The 23,036-nt window shown below is 60.0% G+C and carries 18 protein-coding genes; 16 read left to right on the top strand and 2 right to left on the bottom strand.

Annotation, left to right across the window (positions count from 1 at the left end):
• Window positions 1-136 precede the first annotated feature (136 nt).
• The 6 genes from holA to hemW all read left to right on the top strand — a co-directional run bounded on the left by holA (window position 137) and on the right by hemW (window position 7,649).
• On the top strand, window positions 137-1,171 hold the full coding sequence (gene holA / locus LPB405_RS00115; RefSeq protein WP_049345456.1) for a DNA polymerase III subunit delta: 1,035 nt from the start codon (window positions 137-139) through the stop codon (window positions 1,169-1,171).
• Between the two features lie 15 nt (window positions 1,172-1,186).
• On the top strand, window positions 1,187-1,828 hold the full coding sequence (locus LPB405_RS00120; RefSeq protein WP_219101393.1) for a type II toxin-antitoxin system PemK/MazF family toxin: 642 nt from the start codon (window positions 1,187-1,189) through the stop codon (window positions 1,826-1,828).
• Between the two features lie 253 nt (window positions 1,829-2,081).
• On the top strand, window positions 2,082-2,345 hold the full coding sequence (gene rpsT, locus LPB405_RS00125; protein ID WP_049360830.1) for a 30S ribosomal protein S20: 264 nt from the start codon (window positions 2,082-2,084) through the stop codon (window positions 2,343-2,345).
• Window positions 2,346-3,245: 900 nt separating this feature from the next.
• Window positions 3,246-4,268: a PAC2 family protein gene (locus LPB405_RS00130; RefSeq protein WP_219101395.1), complete on the top strand. Its 1,023-nt coding sequence runs from the start codon at window positions 3,246-3,248 to the stop codon at window positions 4,266-4,268.
• 96 nt (window positions 4,269-4,364) lie between these two features.
• Window positions 4,365-6,206: a translation elongation factor 4 gene (gene lepA / locus LPB405_RS00135; protein ID WP_371260001.1), complete on the top strand. Its 1,842-nt coding sequence runs from the start codon at window positions 4,365-4,367 to the stop codon at window positions 6,204-6,206.
• A gap of 156 nt (window positions 6,207-6,362) precedes the next feature.
• A complete protein-coding gene (hemW, locus tag LPB405_RS00140; RefSeq protein ID WP_219101397.1) occupies window positions 6,363-7,649 on the top strand; it encodes a radical SAM family heme chaperone HemW in 1,287 nt (428 codons plus the stop codon).
• A gap of 790 nt (window positions 7,650-8,439) precedes the next feature.
• Here hemW and LPB405_RS00145 read toward each other — a convergent pair.
• Together LPB405_RS00145 and LPB405_RS00150 are read right to left on the bottom strand one after the other, a co-directional pair.
• Window positions 8,440-8,859 carry a DUF4870 domain-containing protein gene (locus LPB405_RS00145; protein ID WP_219101399.1) on the bottom strand — a complete coding sequence of 140 codons (420 nt, stop codon included), beginning with the start codon at window positions 8,857-8,859 and terminating at the stop codon, window positions 8,440-8,442.
• Window positions 8,860-9,134: 275 nt separating this feature from the next.
• A complete protein-coding gene (locus LPB405_RS00150) occupies window positions 9,135-10,004 on the bottom strand; it encodes a DUF3097 domain-containing protein (protein ID WP_219101401.1) in 870 nt (289 codons plus the stop codon).
• A 252-nt stretch (window positions 10,005-10,256) separates the two neighbouring features.
• Between LPB405_RS00150 and dnaJ the strand changes: the two genes are divergently transcribed.
• The 10 genes from dnaJ (at window position 10,257) to LPB405_RS00200 (ending at window position 22,952) form a co-directional block, all read left to right on the top strand.
• On the top strand, window positions 10,257-11,393 hold the full coding sequence (gene dnaJ, locus LPB405_RS00155; protein WP_070634046.1) for a molecular chaperone DnaJ: 1,137 nt from the start codon (window positions 10,257-10,259) through the stop codon (window positions 11,391-11,393).
• Window positions 11,394-11,578: 185 nt separating this feature from the next.
• On the top strand, window positions 11,579-12,352 hold the full coding sequence (locus tag LPB405_RS00160) for a 16S rRNA (uracil(1498)-N(3))-methyltransferase (protein ID WP_219101403.1): 774 nt from the start codon (window positions 11,579-11,581) through the stop codon (window positions 12,350-12,352).
• 154 nt (window positions 12,353-12,506) lie between these two features.
• Window positions 12,507-13,634 carry a PhoH family protein gene (locus tag LPB405_RS00165; protein WP_219101405.1) on the top strand — a complete coding sequence of 376 codons (1,128 nt, stop codon included), beginning with the start codon at window positions 12,507-12,509 and terminating at the stop codon, window positions 13,632-13,634.
• Window positions 13,635-13,637: 3 nt separating this feature from the next.
• Window positions 13,638-14,159 (top strand): rRNA maturation RNase YbeY, encoded by a 522-nt coding sequence (gene ybeY / locus LPB405_RS00170; protein ID WP_005505992.1) that lies wholly within the window; start codon window positions 13,638-13,640, stop codon window positions 14,157-14,159.
• Between the two features lie 9 nt (window positions 14,160-14,168).
• Window positions 14,169-15,644: a hemolysin family protein gene (locus LPB405_RS00175; RefSeq protein WP_219101407.1), complete on the top strand. Its 1,476-nt coding sequence runs from the start codon at window positions 14,169-14,171 to the stop codon at window positions 15,642-15,644.
• Window positions 15,645-15,784: 140 nt separating this feature from the next.
• On the top strand, window positions 15,785-16,942 hold the full coding sequence (locus LPB405_RS00180; RefSeq protein WP_219101409.1) for a GTPase Era: 1,158 nt from the start codon (window positions 15,785-15,787) through the stop codon (window positions 16,940-16,942).
• 239 nt (window positions 16,943-17,181) lie between these two features.
• On the top strand, window positions 17,182-18,621 hold the full coding sequence (locus LPB405_RS00185; RefSeq protein ID WP_219101411.1) for an LCP family protein: 1,440 nt from the start codon (window positions 17,182-17,184) through the stop codon (window positions 18,619-18,621).
• 403 nt (window positions 18,622-19,024) lie between these two features.
• Window positions 19,025-20,773, top strand: a complete 1,749-nt coding sequence (gene leuA, locus LPB405_RS00190) for a 2-isopropylmalate synthase (RefSeq protein WP_219101413.1) — start codon at window positions 19,025-19,027, stop codon at window positions 20,771-20,773.
• 184 nt (window positions 20,774-20,957) lie between these two features.
• A complete protein-coding gene (locus LPB405_RS00195) occupies window positions 20,958-21,860 on the top strand; it encodes a hypothetical protein (RefSeq protein WP_060824779.1) in 903 nt (300 codons plus the stop codon).
• A gap of 243 nt (window positions 21,861-22,103) precedes the next feature.
• Window positions 22,104-22,952 (top strand): undecaprenyl-diphosphate phosphatase, encoded by an 849-nt coding sequence (locus LPB405_RS00200; protein WP_044145830.1) that lies wholly within the window; start codon window positions 22,104-22,106, stop codon window positions 22,950-22,952.
• The last annotated feature ends 84 nt before the right edge of the window (window positions 22,953-23,036 follow it).

Below are 23,036 nucleotides of genomic sequence, written 5' to 3' on the forward strand. Positions count from 1 at the left end.
CTACCCCTAACCACCGCTAGAGGCATCTGAGAAGAAAACGCTATGATGGATACTCGAGACTCTACCCGCGCAGCACCCCCGTGCGCAGCGGGGCCGAGTTCAGCCCGTACCCTGCAGATAAAGGCGAGTGATAAGCGTGTCCGAGCGCAAGCGTTCAACCCAGCGTGGTGGTTCCCGAGGCTACGCCCGCCGAGGCGGCCCCGCCCTCGACACCGCGTGGCGTACCGTCACCCCGGCACCCGCCGTCATGCTCTACGGCCCGGAGGAGTACTTCGCCTCCCGCGCTGCGGCGCGCCTGCGTGAGTTGTTCCGCAGCATCCACCCGGAGGTGGACCGCGTTCAGATTAACGCCGCCACCTACACGGCGGGGGAGCTGATCCTGCACGCTTCGCCCTCCCTGTTCGGTTCGGCGAAGATCATTGAGGTTGAGAACGTTGCCTCCATGAGTGATGAGTTTTTGACCGATACGCTCGCCTACCTGAACGCCCCCGAGCCGGACATCATGCTGATTCTGAACCACTCGGGCGGTAACCGCGGCAAGAAGCTCATCGACCTGGTGCGCTCCCAGTTCGTGCTCATTAACTGCAAGGCGCTCAAGACCGATCGCGAGAAGAGCGAGTTCTTGGCGGGGGAGTTCGCCGCCGCCCAGCGCCCGATTACCGGCGGCGCCCTGGCGTTGCTGACTGCCGCCTCCTCCGACACTGCGGAGCTTGCCGCCGCCTGCCAGCAGCTGCTCTCTGACGTACCCGGCGAAATCACCGAGGAGGTGGTGAACCGCTACTACGGCGGCCGCACCGAGGTCACCGCGTTCCGTGTCAGTGACGCGGCGATTTCCGGTAACGCCCCGGAGGCTCTGCGTCTGCTCCGTCACTCCCTTGCCACCGGCACGGAGCCGATTCCGATGCTTGGCGCGCTCGCTATGCGTATCCGCAATATTGCGCGCGTGCATCACGTGCGTATGAGCGCTAATGAGCTGGCGCGTGAGGTGGGTATGTCACCGTGGCAGGTTGAGCAGGCTCAGCGTGACGGCCGCCGTTTTACCGGCGCCCAGCTGGCGCATATTGTTCAGCTTCTGGCTGATGCGGACGCCCAGCTGAAGGGTGAGTCGCAGGATGCTGTGTATGCGGTGGAGCAGGCTGTTTTGGCGATTGCTCTACCTCCGCGCCTGTAGTGCATAATAGAGCCCATGCTCGAAATTCTGAAGAAAATTTTCTTTGCCCTGCTGCCCTTCCTGCAGAAGGCGGCAGAGGATGCCCTCAACGACGCTACTGCGTCTAAGGGCGGCTCCGAGTCCTCCCAGAAGAGTGAGTCCCGCGGGGATGAATCTCGTCAGCGCGAATCTCGTCAGGGTGAGGCTCGTACCTCCGGCTCTTCGGCGCCTAAGCCGAGCGCCCCGAAGCCTTCCGCACCGGCTACCGGCGCGTCGAACGGTTCGGATTACCCGGGCGATTACCGCGACATGATCAACTTTGAGTATTCGCCCTCCCTGGATGGCGACGCTGACCCGGGTGAAATCGTGTGGACGTGGGTTCCCTTCGAGGAGGACCACTCGCAGGGTAAGGACCGCCCGGTGCTTCTGGTGGGTCGTGACGGTGAGTACCTGCTGGCGCTGATGATGACCAGCAAGGATCATAATAACCGTGAGCACGCTGATCCGAATTACCTTGATATTGGTTCGGGCCCGTGGGATCCGCAGGGCCGCGCTTCTGAGGTGAAGTTGAACCGTGTGATTCGTGTTCGTCCGGATGCGATGCGCCGTGAGGGCGCGATTATGCCGGAGGATACGTTCCGCCTGATTGAGCGTGCCTGGACTCGCCATAACGGCTAACCCCTGTGCTTGATGCCGGGAATCTGAGGGTGACCGGCGTTAGATGTGGGGGCTACGTGTAGCGGTTTTCACAGTATTTTTCTCTCCGCGAGGGTCTGTCGTGGAGGCTGTTCATCTGGTATTATGTGTGGTTGAGTGTCCGATGGTCATCGGGCACTGCTGGCCGGTTGCCATAGGCATCCCCACGCCGCTCAGTCGATGATCGGCCAGCGTCGCCCTCACCGACCAATAAGACAAAACAGAAAGTTTAATTGTGGCTAACATTAAGTCTCAGAAGAAGCGTATCCTCACCAACGAGAAGGCTCGCCTGCGCAACAACATTGTAAAGTCCGAGCTGAAGACCGCGACCCGCAAGGTCAAGGCTGCTGTTGAGGCACAGAACAAGGAAGCAGCTGTTGAGGCTCTGCGTTTTGTGAACCGTAAGCTGGACAAGGCTGTTTCCAAGGGTGTTCTGCACAAGAAGACCGCTGCAAACAAGAAGTCCGGTCTTGCTACGCTGGTAAACAAGGCTTTCTAAAACTTGCGGGGTACGTGAGTACCTCTCTGGTTTAAGGGCAGAGACCCCCTGTGTTCCCCCTCCTCTAAGGGGAACGCAGGGGGTTTCTTTTTCGTGTATAGTTGGGGTTAAGGAGTTAAACGACCCCTCTGAAACCCTGAGCCTCACCTATCGGTGTGGCAATAACGCTCGGGCGGCCGCGGCTTTATGCTTCGGTCTAGAAGACATCGGGGGCACCACCGGTTAACTCCTTATAACTTGTGTGAAGGGCATCCTGCTAAGTGGCGGGATGCCTTTTGCTATGCCCGTAAGGAACCTAAAACTAAGTGAAACGCCGTTCCTGTCGTAAAGAGAAAAGGTGGCATCTAGCAAAACCTTTTTCAAAATAGTGGGTAAATTGTGACTATTTGCTGCTCATGCTGATGACTGGGAAGTGGAGCCCGCAGCCTGCGACCCAATTGAGTAGTAGCAAGCCAGTAATACAAAGACAAATGACGAAATAGGAAGATAGATTTTCGTGTATACTTGGGCTCAAGGAGTTAGACGATTCCTCTGTAACCCTGAGCCTCGCCTATTGGTGTGGCAATAATGCTTGGGCGGCCGCGGCTTTATGCTTCGGTCTAGAAGACCGTCGGGGGCGTCACCGGCTAACTCCTCATAACTTGTGTGAAAGGCATCCTGCTAAGTGGCGGGATGCCTTTTGCTATACCCGCACGCTGTGGTTTTATGGCACAGATTTCGGGGAGGCGCCCGCCCGGTGACGAAACCGCTTGCGGGTCGCGCGGGAGCCCGTATAGTGGGAACTATCGGCGGTACCGCACACCGCCCGCGCCCTAGCAATAGTGCCGCATAGACGGCACCGGGGGAGTGAGCACCGCCGATACACACCACACAACCACCGACCACGAGCTAAGGACAACGATGAGCCAGCCGAACTTCCCTCCCGCCCGACTCTTTGACGCTTTCGCCAAGCCCGCCTCCACAGAACAGCCCGCGAAGAAAGGCCTGCTCGGCAAGCTACGCCTGAGCGAATCCTCCGAGGAGGACAACTACACGACCGTCATGCTGGTCGGTTTCAACTCCGCGAAGGAACCCCCGGGCAACGGTGAGGACGCCCTCGACGTGATTCACCGCGCGTTCGACCCGTGCGATGAGAGCCCCGGCTTCGACATGGACGACTTCTACGACTATGCCTCCGTCGCCCCGCAGCTGCTGAACAATGACGACTCCGAATCCACGGTTCTGGTGTGGCCCAAGGTTTTCTACAACATGGTCACCATCCCGGAGCGCCGCCTGCGCCTGCTCGTGGTGACCGGCCCCGCCCCGAGCCTGTGCCTGCAGCGGTTCATGACCCGCTTCTTCAAGTACGTAAAGAAGCTCCACGTGGACCACGCGATCTTCGTTGAGACCTTTGAGGATCAGGTGGCGCACACCCGCCCGTACCCGTACACGCTGACCACTCACGACGAGAAGCTGGCAGCTATCCCCGGTATTCTGCACGAGGACTACACCGGCCCCACCTCGGTGACGATGGCAATGTCTGCGCTCGCCGCCGAGCACGGCCTGTCCTCCTCGGTCATGTTGCGCATGAGCATCCCGGGGTATCTGAGCTTTGACCAGCAGAACCCGCGCGCGGTCGTGAGCCTGATCGAGGCGCTGGAGGTCATCCTCGGCATTAAGGTCGAGTCTGAGGAGTATGACCGCCTGCGCGCCCACGCTGATGAGTGGGAGGCGGAGCTTGCCGAAGAAATGGCGAAGGACTACGAGAAGGTTGAGCTGGTGCGTGAGATTGAGCAGAGGATGGATTCGACTCTGCGCACTGTCTCCGGTGAGGTGATTGCCGAGGATATTGAGGGCTACCTGGATTCCCTCAGCGGCTCCTCCGGGACCGAGAATCCTGCCGAGGATGGTACGGATTCCGTGGAGGATTCTTCGGAACGTTAGGTCCGTTCGCACATATGGCGCGGGTATGGGAAAATGATAGGTAACTATGCCCATACCCGCAGCCAGCATCTCGAAAGGATGATGTGATTGGCACCGATGTCGAAGAACCCGCCCGTTCCGGCGGCGACCGACCCCGCGATTATTCGCAATTTCTGCATTATCGCCCATATTGACCACGGTAAGTCCACCCTCGCAGACCGTATGCTGCAGGCCACCGGCGTGGTTGCCCCGCGCGATATGAAGGCGCAGTACCTGGACCGCATGGACATTGAACGTGAACGCGGTATCACGATTAAGTCCCAGGCTGTGCGCATGCCCTGGGATGTTGACGGCACCTCCTACGCGCTGAACATGATTGACACCCCCGGCCACGTGGACTTCACCTACGAGGTTTCCCGCTCCCTGGCCGCGTGTGAGGGTGCGCTTCTGCTCGTGGACGCCGCCCAGGGTATTGAGGCTCAGACCCTGGCGAACCTGTACCTGGCGATGGAGAACGACCTGACCATCATCCCGGTGCTGAACAAGATTGACCTTCCCGCGGCTCAGCCCGATAAGTACGCTGAGGAGCTGGCGAACCTGATTGGTTGCGAGCCGGACGAGGTTCTGCGCGTATCGGGTAAGACCGGTGAGGGTGTTGAGGCTCTGCTGGACCGTATTGTGGAGGCGATTCCCGCCCCGCAGGGTGACGCATCCGCCCCGGCGCGTGCCATGATTTTTGACTCGGTGTACGACTCGTACCGCGGTGTGGTCACCTATGTGCGTGTTGTGGACGGTAGCCTGCAGCCGCGTCAGAAGATTAAGATGATGTCCACCGGCGCTGAGCATGACCTGCTCGAAATCGGTGTGATTTCGCCGGAGCCTGTCCCGTCGAAGGGCCTGGGTGTGGGCGAGGTGGGCTACCTCATTACCGGTGTGAAGGACGTCCGTCAGTCCCGTGTGGGTGATACCGTCACCTCCGCCGCGAAGCCTGCGCAGGAGTCCCTGGGTGGTTACGAGGACCCCAAGCCGATGGTGTTCTCGGGCCTGTTCCCGATTGATGGTTCGGACTACCCGGCGTTGCGTGACGCGCTGGATAAGCTGAAGCTTAACGACGCCGCGCTGATTTACGAGCCGGAGACTTCTGCCGCTCTGGGCTTTGGTTTCCGCTGTGGCTTCCTGGGTCTGCTGCACCTGGAGATTGTGCGTGAGCGCCTGGAACGCGAGTTCAACCTGGATCTGATTTCGACCGCACCGAACGTTATTTACGACGTGGTAGATGAGGCGGGTAACGCTAAGCGCGTGACCAACCCGAGCGAATTCCCCGAGGGCAAGGTCGCGACGATTCGCGAGCCCATGGTGGCGTGTACGATTATTGCCCCGAGCGAGTACATTGGTGCGATTATGGAGCTGTGCCAGGCTCGCCGCGGCCAGATCGGCGGCATGGATTACCTGTCCGAGGATCGTGTGGAGATGCGTTACCGCCTGCCCCTGGCAGAGATTGTGTTCGACTTCTTCGATCAGTTGAAGTCCCGTACCCGCGGTTACGCGTCGCTGGACTGGAAGTTCGACGGTGAGGAAGAGGCCGACCTGGTGAAGGTCGACATCCTGCTGCAGGGTGAGAAGGTGGATGCGTTCAGCGCCATTACTCACCGCGATAAGGCGTACTCGTACGGCCTGATGATGACTTCTAAGCTGCGTGAGCTGATTCCTCGCCAGCAGTTTGAGGTGCCGATTCAGGCGGCTATCGGTTCGCGTATTATTGCCCGCGAGAATATCCGCGCGATGCGTAAGGACGTTCTGTCGAAGTGTTACGGCGGCGATATTTCGCGTAAGCGTAAGCTGCTGGAGAAGCAGAAGGAAGGCAAGAAGCGCATGAAGATGGTCGGTCGTGTGGAGGTTCCTCAGGAAGCCTTCATTGCGGCACTGTCTTCGAGCGAGGAGAAGGAAAAGAAGAAGTAGCCTCTTTCGCTGCTGTAGCTTTTCCGGCTGTGTGCTGACCTGTTTGAGTGGAGAACCCGGCTGGTGCCTCGTGTACCGCCGGGTTCTCTGCGCCCCGCCTGTTGCACGCCGCCCATTTAATTCCCCCAACCTCTACACCTAGTTCCAGGAGGCAGAATGCCCGCCCAGCCCACCGGCGCCCCCGCACCCCGCGACGGGCGCATCCCCGCCACCAGCGCGGCAGGATGCGAAACCCGCGACTTCAGCCTCTACGTACACATCCCCTTCTGCTCCGTACGCTGCGGCTACTGCGACTTCAATACCTATGCCACCGAAGACTTCGGCGACGGCATCGGCCTCGGCACCTACGCCAACGACGCCATCGCAGAAATCCTCTTCGCCGCCCGCACCCTCGAAGCATCCGGCGTCGCAAAACGCCCCATGCACACCGTCTTCTTCGGAGGCGGCACCCCCACCAAACTGCCCGCCCGCGACCTCGTACGCATCCTGCAGGCAGCCATCGACGTATTCGGCCTCGTCGAAGGCGCAGAAGTCACCACCGAAGCGAACCCCGACTCCGTCACCCGCGAGGACCTGCAAACCCTCAAGGACGGCGGCTTCACCCGCGTATCCTTCGGCATGCAGTCCGTCGTCCCCGAGGTGCTACAGGTGCTCGACCGAACCCACACGCCGTCGAACGTACCGAAGGTCGTCGCCTGGGCTAAGGAGGTCGGCCTGCAGGTGTCTGTGGACCTGATTTACGGTTCGCCGGGGGAGAGCCTGCAACAGTGGGAGCAAAGCGTTCGCGCCGCGATCTCTTACGAACCGGACCATATTTCCGCGTACTCGCTCATCGTGGAAGACGGCACGAAGCTTGCCGCGCAGATTCGCCGCGGCGAATACACCATGCCCGACGAAGACCTCATGGCAGACATGTACCTGCTCGCCGAAGAGCTACTCACCGAAGCCGGCTACAACTGGTACGAGGTCTCCAACTACTCGCGCAGCGAGGACACCCGCAGCGACCACAACCTCGCCTACTGGCGCAACCAGGACTGGTGGGGCATCGGCCCCGGCGCGCACTCGCACGTGAACGGTACCCGCTGGTGGAACGTGAAGCACCCGGTGCCGTACGCGCAGCAGGTGCGTGCGGGGGAGTCCCCGGCGGCGGCACGTGAGGTGCTGGACACCGCCACTCGTGCTTTTGAGACGATTATGCTCATGATCCGTGTGCGTGAGGGCCTGGCGATGCGCGAGCTGCTCGCCGTGCACGATGAGGCGCAGCTGGGCGCCTCCCTGCGCTGGCTGGTTTCTCAAGCTCTGATTGAGCCTGATGCTTTAACTTCTCAGGCTGAACCTGACCCTGAAGCTCACGTGCGCCTGACATTGAAGGGCCGCCTGCTGGGGGACGCGGTTACCCGTGAGCTGCTCCCGGAAGTCTCGGAAGAGCACGAGGAGCACTAAGAAATACCTGCGTGATAAGGGGCTTTTCAGCTGGAGCTGCGCCTTGGCTTAAACCTGTTGTAGCTCCGCTTGATCCCTATCCCTGCTGCCGCCTGCGCGCGGCGTACACCCCGGAATCGCCGTAATATTTCGGTGATTTCGGGGCGTTTTTTGTGGGTTCAGAAAAATTTTTAAAAATTTTTTCGGGGCTTTTTGGAGGAATGTCAGGGGAGTACTAAACCTTACACGGGCGTGCTAATTGTTCGCATTTGTGCTGGACTAGCTGAAAGAATTTTCCACTCTTTCATACCATTTTTAGGGTGCGTATTTTTCGAATACTTTCCTGAGAAAAATTTTCCCAAAACCTCTAATTTCAAGTTGTGGTTGAAGGTTACGCTGTGCCATAATAGGTCATGGCAGGACGGTATATGTCTAACAGCGTGTTCTCGTCTTTGCTGAAGTTGAGTGAATACGGTTGTGGGCTCCTGGTAACAGGGGCCCACGATCGTTTAACAACGATTATGTACAGCACCATTCGGTAGAGTTTGCGGCACTTCACGCGCACTGGGCAAAGAAGCCCCGGCAGAAGAACCCGCAAGCCCTACACGCGCAGAACCAGCGGACACAGAACACCCGACAGCCGCAGAATCAACAACGGCAGGCACGGGCCCGCCTTAGTGGCGCCTCCGCCAGTAGCCTGTAGAGTAGCAGTACTTAAACGTAGAACGCCCCGCACACAACGTGCGGGGCGTTCAGCGTAAAAGCTATCAGCGCGGTCCTAGAATCACGTGGTTATGGGGCAGCGCGGTTTTTAGGACTCGGTAGATTCTGCGTTCTCGGTGGAGTAGAAGCGGTCCAGCAGGCGCGGGTTAAAGCGGTAGCTGTACGGCTCACCGCGGTTCACCTCAATGCCGGCACGCAGCGACGCAATAGCCATGAACAGCCACACGAGCGCGCCCAGAACCATAGCAATGTTACCCATGCCGGGCAGGAACGATACAACCCACAGCACCACCAGGGCAATGGAGGGCAGGAGGGTGAAGTTCATCGCCTCGCGAGCTTCCTGCTCAGCGAAGGGTGCGTTATTGCGGCTGACGTAGAAAACCGCTGCGGAAGGAATGATGCCGAGAATGCCGCCGAAATGAGCGAGAGTCGCACGGTTGCGGTCCTGAATCACGCTAATCTTACGGGTTTTCTGAGGCCCGGTTGCCGGGCGAACATCGTTAGTCACGAAAATCCTGGTTCGATAGAAGTTTCTTGTGGTGATCACCGAAGCCGGTGGATCTGCCCTCCGAGGAGGTGAGTCGTTTGAGCGGTGGTGACCTAAGAGTGTAGTGATGGTGCAACATAAACCCACAGGGGCAATACCACACGCTCAACCATTGTACCGCTTGAGCGGGCAAAACCCACAGGATAATGCCCTGGAGGGAAAGGTTCTGAGCAAGCTCACACCTACGCCCGCAGACGGGGGCGGAATAACGGGTTGCGGGTGCGGTTAGGGTGGGGTTAGGCGCCCGGCTCGGTCAGAAAATCAATGAGCGATTCGACCGGACCGAGCAGCGTGGGGTCCAGGTCAGCGTAGGAGTCAACGCGGGAGAGGATGTGCTTCCACGCCTGCGCCACATCCGCCTGCGTTTCATGCGGCTGACCCAGACGACGCAGCGTGCCCTTCTTGAAGTCCTCACCGCGCGGCACCTGCGGCCATGCCTTCAAACCCAGCACCGAGGGCTTGACTGCCTGCCAAATATCGATGAACGGGTGACCCACAATCTTTACGTGCCCGGCGGCACCCGGCACAGCCATCGCCTCCGCGACAATGCGCTGCTCCTTCGTGCCCTCAATCAGGTGGTCGACCAGAATACCCAGGCGGCGGCCCGGGCCCGGCGCGAACTCACGAACAGCGCCGGCAAGATCATCCACGCCGTGCAGCGGCTCCACAACAATGCCCTCAACGCGCAGATCGTGGCCCCAGACCTTCTCCACCAGCTCGGCGTCGTGCAGACCCTCAACCCAGATGCGGGAGGCGCGCGCCACCCTAGCCGGGGCGTTCTTCACCGCAATAGAACCGGAACGAGAAATCGTGCGCTTCGGCTCCTTCGCAGCCACCGGGGCGACAATCTCAACGGGCTCACCCTCGATCAGGTAGCCAGGGCCCAGCGGGAAGTTCTTCACGCGACCCTTCGCATCCTCGAGTCCGAAGAAGAGGGCACCGCCGATGCGTTCAGCCTTCACGACCTCACCCACCCAGCCGTTAATATCCTCAATGAGCAGGCCGCGGCGCAGCGGCACCTTACGCGGGGGCGGCGCCTGGCGGCTCATGCGGGCGGCGTTTAGATCCTGGGCACCCCAGCCGTAGGGGGAGTGGTGGGTACTCAACGTATTCTCCTTTGGGGCGGTAGGGGCAGCAGAGCCGGTAGGGCGGTGGCAGCGCCGGAACAGTTTAGAGAGAACCGGCAGGGGAACTAAAACAGGGGTCGGGCACCCCGCAGATTAAGCGGATAGCGGGAGCGACCCCCTTTCAGCCTAGCCATTGTATCGGGTCGGGGGTAGTATCCCCTAGAATTGATACGACCATTGTTGGCGGTGCACTCATCGAGCACCGCCATCGTCTCGAGAGGAAGGAAACGCATGAGCCACTACGATACTCTCGGCGTATCGAACGACGCCAGCCCCGAAGAGATCAAGAAGGCGTACCGAAAGAAGGCACGCCAGCTGCACCCCGACGTGAACCCCTCCGAGGACGCAGCCGAAGAGTTCAAGCGCGTCACCCTCGCCTACGAGGTGCTCTCCGACCCTGAAAAGCGTCGCAACTATGACACCACCGGCGACGAACAGGGCCGCGCAGGCTACCCCGGAGGCGGCGGCTACCCGGGCGGCGGATTCAGCGGCTTCGGCGGTTTCGAGGACCTGCTGAACATGTTTACCGGCGGCGCGGCAGGTGCCCGCGGCCCCGCATCCCGTATGCGTCAGGGCCAGGACGACCTGATTACCGTCTCCATCAGCCTGCAGGACGCCGTGTTCGGTGTTGAGAAGACCATTGAGCGTCGCTCCGCCGTGACCTGTAAGTCCTGTAACGGTGAAGGCACCGCAGAGGGCACCCAGCCCGAAACCTGCACTACCTGCTCCGGTCACGGTTTCATGCAGCGCCGTGTGCAGTCCATCCTCGGTACCGTCATGCAGCAGGTTGAATGCCCCGACTGCCACGGCTACGGCACCGTCATCAAGACTCCCTGCCCTGAATGCCACGGTCAGGGCCGCGTCCGTGAAGATGTGCCGCTGACCTTCAACGTTCCCGCCGGCGTGCACGACCAGGCGCGTATCCGCCTGCGCGGCAAGGGCGAGGCCGGTCTGTACGGTGGCCCCAATGGCGACCTGTACATTGACCTGAACGTCAAGCGCGACAAGTACTTTAGCCGCGAGGGCGACAACCTGGTCACCACCGTGAACATCCCCATGGTTGCGGCGGCGCTGGGTACCACCATCCCGTTGAAGACTTTCGACGGCGACCAGGAAGTTGTTATCCCCGCAGGCACTCAGAGCGGTGACGTGATCACCCTCAACGGCCTGGGCGCAACCGTGCTCGGCACCGAGCGTCGCGGCGACCTGCTGGTGCGTATCCAGGTGGTCACCCCCACCGACATGACCGAAGAACAGCGTGAACTGCTGCGCCAGTTTGCCGCCCTGCGCGGTGAATCCCTCACTGAGGGTTCGCAGGTCAAGCACCGCGGCGGTCTCTTCTCCCGCCTGAAGGACCAGTTCAAGTAGGATCCCTACACCAATCTGAGGATGCGGCGGGTGCGGTACTCAACCCGCACCCGCCGCTTTCCTGTTAGCGCTGCTGTTAGTACTGCTGACAGGAAGCGCTGTACGTGCCCGCGCTAAGCCACACACCTATTTCACACGCCACCCGCACACTACCCACGCTTTCAAACCGCACCTCAAGGAGAACCATGAGCGCCCCCATCTTCTACATCAGCACGGAAGAATACGACGCACTCACCCCCGGCGCCATCTGCGCGCTCGGCGGCTCCGAAGGCAAGCACGCCCTCGTCAAGCGCCTTGAGCTCGGCGAACGCATCGACCTGGGTGACGGCACCGGCCGCCGCGCACTCGGTACGGTCGCCTCCATTAACGCGGACGGTGTGAGCGTGCAGGTGCAGGAGCTACGCGAGGAACGTAGCGTGCCCTCTATCTACCTGGTGCAGGCGCTCGCGAAGGACGGTCGCGACCTGCTCGCCATCGAAACCGCGACCGAGCTAGGCGTGTACGGTGTGCTTCCGTGGAGTGCGGACCGGTCCATCGTGCGGTGGAAGGGGGAACGCGCCTCCAAGGCACACACCAAATGGCAGAACACCGTCACCGCCGCCGCGAAGCAGTCGCGCCGTGCGCTCATTCCCGAAGTGTACGACCTGTACAACACCGCCGACCTGGTGGAACTCATTGAAGAAGTAGCCGGCTCGGAGCAGTCTGCCGCCGTGTTCATCCTGCACGAGCAGGCCACCGAACGACTGAGCGCCCTGGCACGCACGCTTGTAGAGGCGGAGAACCTGCCCGAAGAGATCTACCTGCTCGTCGGCCCCGAGGGCGGCATCAGCGACCGCGAGGTGCAGCTCTTCACCGAGGCCGGCGCACAGCTGGCACTACTCGGTGACGAGGTGCTGCGCTCCTCCACCGCCGGGTCCGCCGCCATGTGCACCCTGAACGTGGTGCTGGGTCGCTGGTAGAGCACCTCCGGTAGAGCGCCGCCGCTCAAGTCCAGCTCCGGCACAGTCCAGCCGGTAAAAGCGCCTGCTAGAACCTAGCTGATAGAGCCCACCCCGAGCGTGACACATCACGCACATCTATACTTGTAAATACATCACTAGCCAAGGAGCCCATATGACTACCTCCCGACCTCTATCAACCGCGCGCACCGTATCCTTCAAGAGCGCCACAGAAATGATTGCCGTGCTCGGCCCGCAGGACGCGCACCTGGCAATTATCGAGGACTACTTCGAGCAGATTAGCCTGCGCCCCAAGGACCTGGACGTGCTCATCACCGGCCCCTCCGAGGCCGTGAACACCGCCGCAAAGCTGCTGAACGAACTGCGCGTGCTCTCCAGCCACGACACGCAGATTACCGTGCAGGTCATTCACCGCCTCATGGGCATGCTCGGCGACGAACTGAGCAACCCGGCGCACTCGCTGTCCACCAGCATCCTCTCCACCCGCGGCACCACGATTCGCCCCAAGACCATTAACCAGAAGAAGTACGTGGACGCTATCGACGCGAACACCGTCATCTTCGGCATCGGCCCGGCGGGTACCGGTAAGACCTACCTCGCCATGGCGAAGGCTGTGCAGGCGCTGCAGACCCACGAAGTGAACCGCATTATCCTCACCCGCCCCGCCGTGGAAGCCGGTGAGCGTCTGGGCTTCCTGCCCGGCACCCTCAACGAGAAGATCGACCCGTACCTGCGCCCGCTCTACGACGCACTGCACGACATGCTCGAACCCGAAACCATCCCCAAGCTCATGGAGGCGGGCACCATCGAGGTCGCACCGCTGGCGTACATGCGCGGCCGCACCCTCAACGACGCATTCATCATCCTTGACGAGGCGCAAAACACCACCGCCGAGCAGATGAAGATGTTCCTGACCCGCCTGGGCTTCGGCTCGAAGATGGTCATTACCGGTGACATCACCCAGATTGACCTGCCCGGTGGCGCCGCATCCGGTCTGAAGCAGGTGCGCAACATTCTGCAGGGTGTGGAGGATATTCACTTCAGCATCCTGGAATCCTCTGACGTGGTTCGCCACACCCTGGTGTCGAACATTGTGTCCGCCTACGATCAGTGGGGCGAAGACCAGAAGGCAATGGAACGCAAGCGCAACCGCAAGGTCAAGCGCGCCACCATCGAGGCCGCAGCCGAAAAGCTGCTGGACCGCGCCGGCATTAACGGCGGCTCCGAAAAGAACGCCGCGCAGAACCCCGACAACGCACAGACCACCCCGGAAGGACGCTAAACGGTGGCAGAGATCGAATTCGACTGTGAAGAACCCGCAACCGGTGCCGACCCGGCAACCGATGCTTTCATCCGCGAATCTTTCGAAGCGGTAGACACCGAGGTGCTCACCCGCCTCGTCGAGCACGCCTTCAAGCGCATGCACCTTGCCGATGACACCTACCTGTCCATCGCCATCGTGAACGAAGACGAAATGGAGCGCGTGCACATCGAATGGATGGACCTGCCCGGCGCAACCGACGTGATGAGCTTCCCCATGGACGAGCTGGAACCGGGAACCCCCGAAAACCCCTCCAGCGGCATGCTCGGTGACATCATCCTCTGCCCGCCCGTCGCCGCCCGTCAGGGCGCAGATGCGGGCCACAGCACCCTCGACGAGCTGTGCCTGCTCACCACCCACGGCATTCTGCACTGCCTCGGCTACGACCACGGCACCGCCGAAGAGGAAGCTGAAATGTTCGGCATTCAGCGCTCCATCCTCGAAGAGTTCCTGGGCCGCCCGGCACCGGTCGAAACCCGACACTAGGGGAGCGGCGTGGACATTCTATTCACGGCCCTCCTCGCCGTTCTCGCGCTCTGCCTGACCGTGGTCGCGGCGATCGCCGAAACTGCGTTCACCTACCTGCCGCACAACGAGGCTGAGGAAGCGGTGGAGGCACACCCGGACACCCTCGGTGCCCGCGTCCTGCAGCGTACCCTCGACGGTGACTCCGAGGCATACACGCACCCGCTGCGCCTGACCCGCCTCATTGCGGCGGCCGCCGCGGTGCTCGCCACCATGACCTGCCTGCTGAACCTGGTCGAGGTGCACGCGCTCGCCGTCGTGCTGACCCTCGTGATTGTTGCGCTGGTGGGCTACCCGATTCTGCACGTGCTGGCGCGTTCGGTGGGTCGTAACCGCCCGGTTGCGTCGATTCGTGTGCTGGCTCGACCGGTGCACTACCTGTCGGTTCTGCTGAGCCCGGCGACCGGTCTGCTCGATAAGCTCAGTGTGCGCCTGGCGCCGGAACGTTCGGCTGAGGCCCCGGTCGGCGTGTTCGATGAGGAGGAGTTGCGCGAGTTCCTGGACCGCGCCTCCGATGCTGAAACCATTGAGGACGACGAGGCGCAGATGGTGCAGTCCGTCTTTGAGATGGACGATACCCGCATCCGTTCGCTCATGGTTCCGCGTACCGACATGCTCACCGCCAGCCGTGACACCCCTCTGCGTGAGGCACTGAGCCTGTTCCTGCGTTCGGGTTATTCCCGTATGCCGGTGATTGGTGATTCGAGCGATAAGATTCTGGGCGTGCTCTATCTGAAGGATGCGATGCGCGCCTTCATCCTGCATTCGGAGTCTCCGGAGGGTACCGCCCTGCCGACCGTAGTTGAGCTGATGCGCCCGGCTCGTTTTGAGCCCGAGTCGAAGCGCGCCATGGACCTGCTGCGTGAGATGCAGCGCGAGTCCACGCACGTGGCGATTGTTGTTGACGAGTACGGCGGCACCGCCGGTCTGATCACGCTTGAGGACCTGATTGAGGAGCTGGTCGGCGACATTTCTGATGAGTACGACCATGAGCGCCCCGAGTACACGCTGAACGATGACGGCACGTTCCGTCTCTCTGCCCGTCTGGGTATTGATGAGCTGGGCGAGATTTTCGGCCGTGAACTCGACGATGAAGATGTTGATACGGTAGGCGGTCTGCTCGCTAAGCATCTGGGCATGGTGCCGATTGTCGGTTCTGAGATTGAGCTTGACGGCATTCATATTCGTGCGATTGGTTCGTCGGGCCGCCGCCACCAGGTGGACATGTTGCAGGCGTGGTATGAGCCGCCTCGTGATGAGCAGCGGCAGAACGCTGAAGGTTCCGCGGCGTCCTTCCCGGAGTCTCACGCCCTGAAGTCTGAGGCCGCTGACATTCTCACCGTGGATACCGAGCCGCCCGCTGTGGCTGAGCCGCACGCACATCCGGATCTTCCGGGAGATATTGCAGAGGCCGAACCTGCCACCGATACGCACGGCAACCGCTAGATACCGAACATAGATGCACAGCATCTTCCCTAACACGCTTTGAGTCGGCCGCCCCGCCCCGAAAAGGCGCAGGCAGATGAGGCTGGCACCCCACACACCCCGCCCGGGGTTTGACCCCGGGATTTGATAAGGAGAAACACATGGACCAGGAGTACACCCCGCTCGATTTGAGCACTCTGGACTTGAGCACCCCGCTGCCGACCTACCCGGAGAATTTCCGCTCGGGCTTCGCGTCGCTGGTGGGCCGCCCGAATGCGGGTAAGTCTACTTTGACGAACGCTATGGTCGGTCAGAAGGTGGCTATCACCTCGAACCGTCCGCAGACGACCCGCCACACGATCCGCGGTATTGTGCACAAGGACGAGTACCAGCTGATTCTGGTGGACACCCCGGGTATTCACCGCCCCCGCACTCTGCTGGGTGAGCGTCTGAACGACCTGGTGGCAAGCACCCTTTCGCAGGTGGATGTGCTGGGCTTCTGCATTCCGGCGAATGAGAAGATCGGTCCGGGTGACCGTTACATTGCCTCGCAGCTGGTGGCGTCGAGCAATAAGCCGGTGGTTGCTATTGTGACGAAGGCTGACACGGTGAGCTCTGAGGAGCTGCGTGAGCAGCTGCTGGCTGTTGAGGCGCTCGGCGAGGAGGTCATGAGCGCTGAGCGTGCGGCTCGTGCTAAGCGCGCCGCGCATCGTGCGAAGCAGAAGGGTAAGGGCCCCAAGGGTAAGGGCGGCAAGAATGATGCTGTGCCTTTCGCGAAGGGTTCGGGTCCTGCGGCTAAGCGCCGTGCCGGTGAGGTTGCTGAGCCGATGCCGGTTGACGGTAAGGGCGGCTGGGCTGCGATTATCCCGGTGTCTGCTGTGAAGCATTTCCAGGTGGATGCGGTTGCTGACCTGCTGGCGCAGTACACTCCGCTGTCGCCGCCGCTATACCCGGAGGGTGAGCTGACCGATGAGCCGGAGGCAACCCTCATCGCGGAGCTGGTGCGTGAGGCCGCTCTGGAGGGTGCGCGTGAGGAGCTACCCCACTCGATTGCTGTGACGGTTGAGGAGATGGAGTTCCGTGAGGGTCGCCCGGCGGATAACCCGCTGCTGGATGTGCACGTGAACCTGTTTGTGGAGCGTGAGTCGCAGAAGTACATCATTATCGGTAAGGGCGGCTCGAATCTGCGCAAGATTGGTACGAAGGCTCGTGAGCAGATTGAGGCGCTGCTCGGTACCCGCGTTTACCTGAATATTCATGTGAAGGTTGCGAAGGAATGGCAGTCTGACGCGCGTGCGTTGAACCGCCTGGGATTCTAGTAGCTTTCCTGAGCGCATCGCCCAGAGAATTTGCGCTGAGAGGTCACCCCTGCGAGGTCACCCCGAAAGGTGGCCCTGAGAGGTTGTCTTCGGGGTGGGCGCGCATCCATAGTTTTCACCCGGTGGCTTGCAGAAATATGTGCATGCCTCCGGGTGAAACTTTTCACTCTCATTCGGCGCTCATAGGGAAGAGTGTTACTCTGAGAAAGCACTTGCTCACCGGCAGAAAGAGAAAAGGTATGCCCCAGGCACCTCGTTTACGAAGCACCGGTCGTCATATGCGCACGACGGTGATGACTTCAAACCGCAATAAGTGGATTGCTCTGCTTATTGCTTGCATGCTCGTCATTGTTGTTGGCTTTGGTGGCGTGGTGGCTCTGCGTATGCGCAATAATCTGCATACTCAGGAGCTGAACATCAGCAATTACAAGGACGGCCTGGAGAACGGCGCCTTGGACATTCTCGTGATTGGCTCCGATACCCGTAAGGGTAATAACGGCGCGTACGGTGATGAGGATGACCGCAATTCTGAGGCTCGCGCGGACGTGATGATGCTGCTGCAGATCAGTAAGGACCGTAAGAACGTGAGCGTGCTGTCGTTCCCGCGTGACTTGATGGTTGATGTTCCGCAGTGTACTGATCCTGAGACCGGCACCGTGTACCCGGCTGAGGAGAACGTTCAGATTAACGAGTCTCTGTCTCGCGGTGGTGCCGGTTGTACTGTGGCGACCATTAGCAAGCTGACCGGTGTGAATATTGACCACTTTATGTTGGTGGACTTTAACGCTGTGAAGGAGCTGTCGAAGGTCGTCGGCGGCGTTCAGGTGTGTGTGGACGCTCCGATTGATGACGAGTACAGTGGCCTGAAGCTTCCTGCGGGTACTTCCACTGTTGAGGGTGAGCAGGCTCTTGCATTCTTGCGTAGCCGCCACGGCTTCTCGGATGGTTCCGATATTGGTCGTATTCAGGCTCAGCAGGGCTTCTTGTCTTCGCTGCTGCGTAAGGTGAAGAGCGAGGGTACTCTGTCGAATCCTGGCCGTCTGATTAATATTGCTGAGGCGATTACTCAGAACGTGACGGTGGATAAGAACCTGGGTAATATCAGCACTCTGGCGGGTGTTGGTGCGACTCTTGGTGGCGTGGACCTGTCGAACGTTGTGTTTGCGACCGTGCCGACTGAGCCGTGGAGCCAGGATGAGAACCGTCTGCAGGTTTCTGCGGATGCTGCGAACGTGTTCCAGCGTCTGCGTGATGATAAGTCGCTGAAGGAGGAGAAGGCTCCGGAGGCGCCGGCTACTGCTGCCGCTCCGGTTCAGCTGGATCGTACGGTTCCGGTGAACGTGTACAACGCGACCGGTCTGGATGGCCGCTCGGCTACGATCGCTTCGGTGATTGAGGGCCTGGGCTACACGAATGTTACTCCGGGTACCTCCGCTAGCCCGACGAACTTCACCACGGTGTTCTACTCGACCGGTTACGAGGCGGAAGCGAAGGAAATCGCCGCGAAGCTGAACGTAACCCGCGTGGTGGCTACTGAAGAGGTTCTGGGCGTGTCGGTGACGATTGGTACTGACTTCCCGTCCGGTGAGGCGATGGAGAAGCAGGAGGCTGCGATTGCGGGTAACGCGACCGGTCAGACTGCTGATCAGCACAAGTGCCAGACTGCTTTCGCCTACTAGGTTGTAGCTAGTAGAACATAGCGCAGATACGTGAATATTGAGTGAAGGGGCGTAGCGCCAGAAATGGTGGCTGCGCCCCTTTGTCGTTGATTCTTTCCAGATGATGGACGGCTTCCCGGGTGCCCTGCCACCGCCTCCGACCCCTGTGATAGCGTGGAGGCATGACTATTGACGGTGAGAGCATGCGCGGGGTTACCCGCCAGGCAGTGAACCTGCTGCTTATTCGCCGGAACGGGGCACGCTAGAATCTGCCGCAACCGTTCCGGCTTTTTGACGCGGCATCTCACCTTCGCATCCTTTCTGATGCACCGCCTTGACCACGGCTGCCGGGGACCGATACCCGGCACGGTACGAGCCCCACAAGTGGGGTAGAGCGAGACGGACCAACCAACAGGAATTCATCATGAAAAACCACCAGAAGCCCAGCCCCATGCCGGTACACAAGTACCGCCCTTTCCACGAGCAGATTGTTGTTGACCTGCCGGACCGCACTTGGCCGGATAAGGTCATTGAGAAGGCTCCGCGCTGGTGCGCCGTGGATCTGCGTGACGGCAACCAGGCGCTGATTGACCCCATGGACACCGACCGTAAGCTTGCGATGTTCAAGCTGCTGGTGAAGATGGGTTACAAGGAAATTGAGGTTGGTTTCCCCTCGGCGTCGCAGACTGACTTTGATTTTGTGCGCACCCTCGTTGAGGATGGCCACATTCCTTCGGACGTGACCATTCAGGTTCTGGTGCAGGCGCGTGAGCACCTGATTGCCCGCACTTTTGAGGCGATTGAGGGCGCACCGCAGGCGATTGTGCACTTCTACAACTCGACCTCCGTTCTGCAGCGTCGCGTGGTGTTCAACCAGGATCAGGAGGGCGTGCTGGATATCGCCCTGCAGGGTGCGCGCCTGTGCCGCAAGTACGAAGAGCAGATGATTTCTGATACTAAGGTCATCTACGAGTACTCGCCCGAGTCCTTCACCGGCACCGAGCTTGAGTACGCGGCTCGCGTGGTGAACGCTGTGGCTGAGGAACTGGAGATTGGTCAGAACGGCCGCGAGCTGATTGTGAACCTGCCCGCTACCGTTGAGATGGCTACCCCGAACGTGTACGCCGACTCTGTCGAGTGGATGCACCGCAACCTGAACCACCGCGAGCACATTGTGCTGTCGCTGCACCCGCATAATGACCGCGGTACCGGCGTGGCTGCTGCTGAGCTGGGTTACCTGGCGGGCGCTGACCGTATTGAGGGTTGCCTCTTCGGTAATGGCGAGCGCACCGGTAACGTTGACCTGGTTACTTTGGGTCTGAACATGTACACCCAGGGTATTGATCCGCAGATTGATTTCTCTGATATTGACGGTATCCGTAAGACTGTTGAGTACTGCAACCAGTTGAAGGTGCACGAGCGTTCGCCGTATGGTGGCGACCTGGTGTTCACTGCGTTCTCTGGTTCTCACCAGGACGCTATTAAGAAGGGCTTTGAGGCTCTGGAGCGTACCGCTGCTGAGGCGGGTAAGACCGTGGATGAGGTTTATTGGGAGGTTCCGTACCTGCCGATTGATCCTCGCGACCTGGGTCGTACCTACGAGGCGATTATTCGTGTGAACTCGCAGTCCGGTAAGGGCGGTATGGCGTACCTGTTGAAGCAGGATCACGGCCTGGATCTGCCGCGTCGTGCTCAGGTTGAGTTCTCGAAGATTGTTCAGGCTCGTACTGACGCTGAGGGCGGCGAGATGACCAGCCAGAAGCTGTGGAACATCTTCGCGGATGAGTACCTGCCGGCTCCGGATCCGCAGAACCGTTGGGGTAAGTACCGTATTGAGTCGATTAACATTGATTCGGCTGATACCGGTGCGACCACTCTGCGTGTTGGTCTGAACATTGATGGTCACACTTACACCCGTTCGGCTTCGGGTACCGGTCCGGTGGATGCTCTGCAGAACATCCTGTCGGGCGAGGGCGTGGATATTCGCGTGATGGATTACTCGGAGCACACCATGTCGTCTTCGTCGACTGCTAACGCTGCGTGCTACGTTGAGGCTGCTGTTGGTTCTCGCGTGCTGTGGGGTATCGGTGTGGATAACTCGACGACTCGTGCGGCTTTGAAGGCGATGATTTCAGCTGTGAACCGTGCGCTGCGTGATGAGCGTCAGGCGTAGGCGATAGCCGTACATGCTTTGTGCAAGGTTTTCGGGTGACCGCTGGTGGGTGACCGTTAGCCGTGCATGATGTGGGGGCGGGATGCATACTGGGAGTATGTATCCCGCCCTTACGCGTTAATGTGCGCAGGTGTTGTGTGCATCGGCGTGCTGTGGGGCGAATAATCTGCTGGGAGGAACTCTCATGAAAAGCTACGCGATGGTGTTTAGCCCCGTTGATGCGGCGGGCACCGATTCTTCTGTTCGTGCCTGGAATTATGAGCTGCACGGTGGTGATGATACTGCTCTGCCTGCAGGTTGCCCTGAGGTGTGGGAGGCTGGCTGGGTGGGTTCGACCGGTCCCGGTATTGAGCAGGATCAGTGGCCGCGCAGTACTTTTACTGGTTTGCCGATGCAGCATATTTTTACGGTGAGGTTGCCGGGGGAGTACCTGCCGGATGCGCAGAAGTATCCGGGCGTTGTGGCATTCTCTTTCTTTGCCGGTGATGGCCAGTTCGCTGAGGATGAGGCGACTGAGGGTGTTGCTAATGCTGCTAGTGATGACCCGTTTGAGGTGCAGTATGCGCAGGCGCGGGTGCATCCGTATCAGTTGTTGTTGCGCGATATTTTGGATGCCGAGTTTGCGGTGCTGTACCTGAGTGAGGAGGAGTTCTCGTCCCGCACGCCGCCGCCGCAGGATGTGCGCCGGCCCGGTGAGCATCGTGGTGAGGAGGAGAGCTTCAGCGCCTGGGCTTTGGCGGATCAGCAGCAGCCGCTGGCTCGTAAGCCTGCTCTGGTGGGGTGGGTTCCGACGGATGACCCGAATGCAGGTAAGGTCCCCAGTGATGTGTTTGAGAATGTGGACTCGCAGACTGGTTATTTGAGTCCTTTCGATTGGGATGCTGAGGATTCGGCGTGGTTTGAGTGGGCGAAGCCGCTAATTGCGGTGGGTACTCACCTGGGTGGCACTCATTTTTATGCGCAGGCTCTGCCGGAGGGTCTGACGGCTCGTTATATTGAGTTCGATGAGTTTGATGTGCTGAATTTTGGGTGCGGTAGCGCTGTTTTTGATTTTGAGACGGGTGTTTTCGACTGGTCGTGCGGCTAGTATGCTTGCACCGGTGACGCACCTTTGATGCGCCGGAGAGCGCGCATTTGAGGTGTTTGCGCGGCCTCCTTGAGCCATGGGTGAACCGTGGATGAGCTATGGATAAGCCCCGGTTGCACCGCGGTGTACCTCCTGAAACGGCACCCTGAGCGTTTCAGAGTGTGGACGGGGCGGTTTGCGGAAGTTTCACATCACCTTCGGCGAACCACCCCGGGCGGGTGCGCCTCCTGTATCCTTGAATGCGTGGAATGGATTCAAGCAATTATTTTGGGCTTTGTTCAGGGCCTGACCGAATTTCTGCCGATTTCGTCATCGGCGCATCTGAACATTGTTGGCCAGATCCTGCCGGAGAAGGCTGACCCGGGCGCCGCGTTTACCGCAATCACCCAGCTGGGTACTGAGACCGCGGTCTTGATTTTTTTCTGGCGCGATATTGTGCGCATTGTGAAGGCGTGGTTTGGCGCTCTTACCGGTCGTGTACCGCGCAATGACCCGGATGCCCGCATGGGTTGGCTGATTATTATTGGCTCCCTGCCCATCGGCGTTCTGGGCCTGCTGCTGGAAGACTACATTGACACCCAGTTCCGTAGCCTGTGGATTGTGGCGACTATGCTGATTGTCTTCGCTGTGTTCCTGGGTCTTGCGGACCGTTTTGGCCGCGAGCAGCGTGAGCTGAAGGACCTGACGTTCCGTCACGGCCTGCTGTACGGTTGCGCACAGGCGCTGGCACTGATCCCGGGTGTTTCCCGTTCGGGCGGTACGATTACTGCGGGTCTGTTCATGGGGTACACCCGTGAGGCTGCGGCACGTTACTCGTTCCTGCTGGCCATGCCTGCCGTGTTCATGTCTGGCCTGTACAAGACCTTCAAGGTGGTCACCGGCGAGGAAGCTACCGGCTACTACGGTATCCCCTCGACTATCGTGGCTACTCTGGTTGCGTTTGTGGTGGGTTACCTGATGATTGGCTGGTTCCTGAAGTACGTGTCGTCGAAGTCCTACGGCATTTTCATCTGGTACCGTATTGCGCTCGGTATCCTGATTTTCGTTGGTCTGGGCACTGGCGTTCTGAACGCTACTTCTTCGGCGTTCTAAGGCTTTAGCCCTCAGCGTGATATGACATACCCGTCCGTGAGTTTCTCACGGGCGGGTATTCTTATTGGAGTAGATTTTTTGGCA

The sequence above is a fragment of the Rothia mucilaginosa genome (assembly GCF_019334805.1).
GTDB lineage: Bacteria > Actinomycetota > Actinomycetes > Actinomycetales > Micrococcaceae > Rothia > Rothia mucilaginosa_C.

What these genes read in the sequence shown, in the direction of transcription:
- LPB405_RS00165 (WP_219101405.1), top strand. Translation starts at nt 12,507, where the DNA reads ATGACTACCTCCCGACCTCTATCAACCGCGCGCACCGTATCCTTCAAG.
- LPB405_RS00195 (WP_060824779.1), top strand. Translation starts at nt 20,958, where the DNA reads ATGAAAAGCTACGCGATGGTGTTTAGCCCCGTTGATGCGGCGGGCACC.
- lepA (WP_371260001.1), top strand. Translation starts at nt 4,365, where the DNA reads ATGTCGAAGAACCCGCCCGTTCCGGCGGCGACCGACCCCGCGATTATT.
- LPB405_RS00130 (WP_219101395.1), top strand. Translation starts at nt 3,246, where the DNA reads ATGAGCCAGCCGAACTTCCCTCCCGCCCGACTCTTTGACGCTTTCGCC.
- LPB405_RS00120 (WP_219101393.1), top strand. Translation starts at nt 1,187, where the DNA reads ATGCTCGAAATTCTGAAGAAAATTTTCTTTGCCCTGCTGCCCTTCCTG.
- dnaJ (WP_070634046.1), top strand. Translation starts at nt 10,257, where the DNA reads ATGAGCCACTACGATACTCTCGGCGTATCGAACGACGCCAGCCCCGAA.
- leuA (WP_219101413.1), top strand. Translation starts at nt 19,025, where the DNA reads ATGAAAAACCACCAGAAGCCCAGCCCCATGCCGGTACACAAGTACCGC.
- LPB405_RS00160 (WP_219101403.1), top strand. Translation starts at nt 11,579, where the DNA reads ATGAGCGCCCCCATCTTCTACATCAGCACGGAAGAATACGACGCACTC.
- LPB405_RS00185 (WP_219101411.1), top strand. Translation starts at nt 17,182, where the DNA reads ATGCCCCAGGCACCTCGTTTACGAAGCACCGGTCGTCATATGCGCACG.
- hemW (WP_219101397.1), top strand. Translation starts at nt 6,363, where the DNA reads ATGCCCGCCCAGCCCACCGGCGCCCCCGCACCCCGCGACGGGCGCATC.
- LPB405_RS00180 (WP_219101409.1), top strand. Translation starts at nt 15,785, where the DNA reads ATGGACCAGGAGTACACCCCGCTCGATTTGAGCACTCTGGACTTGAGC.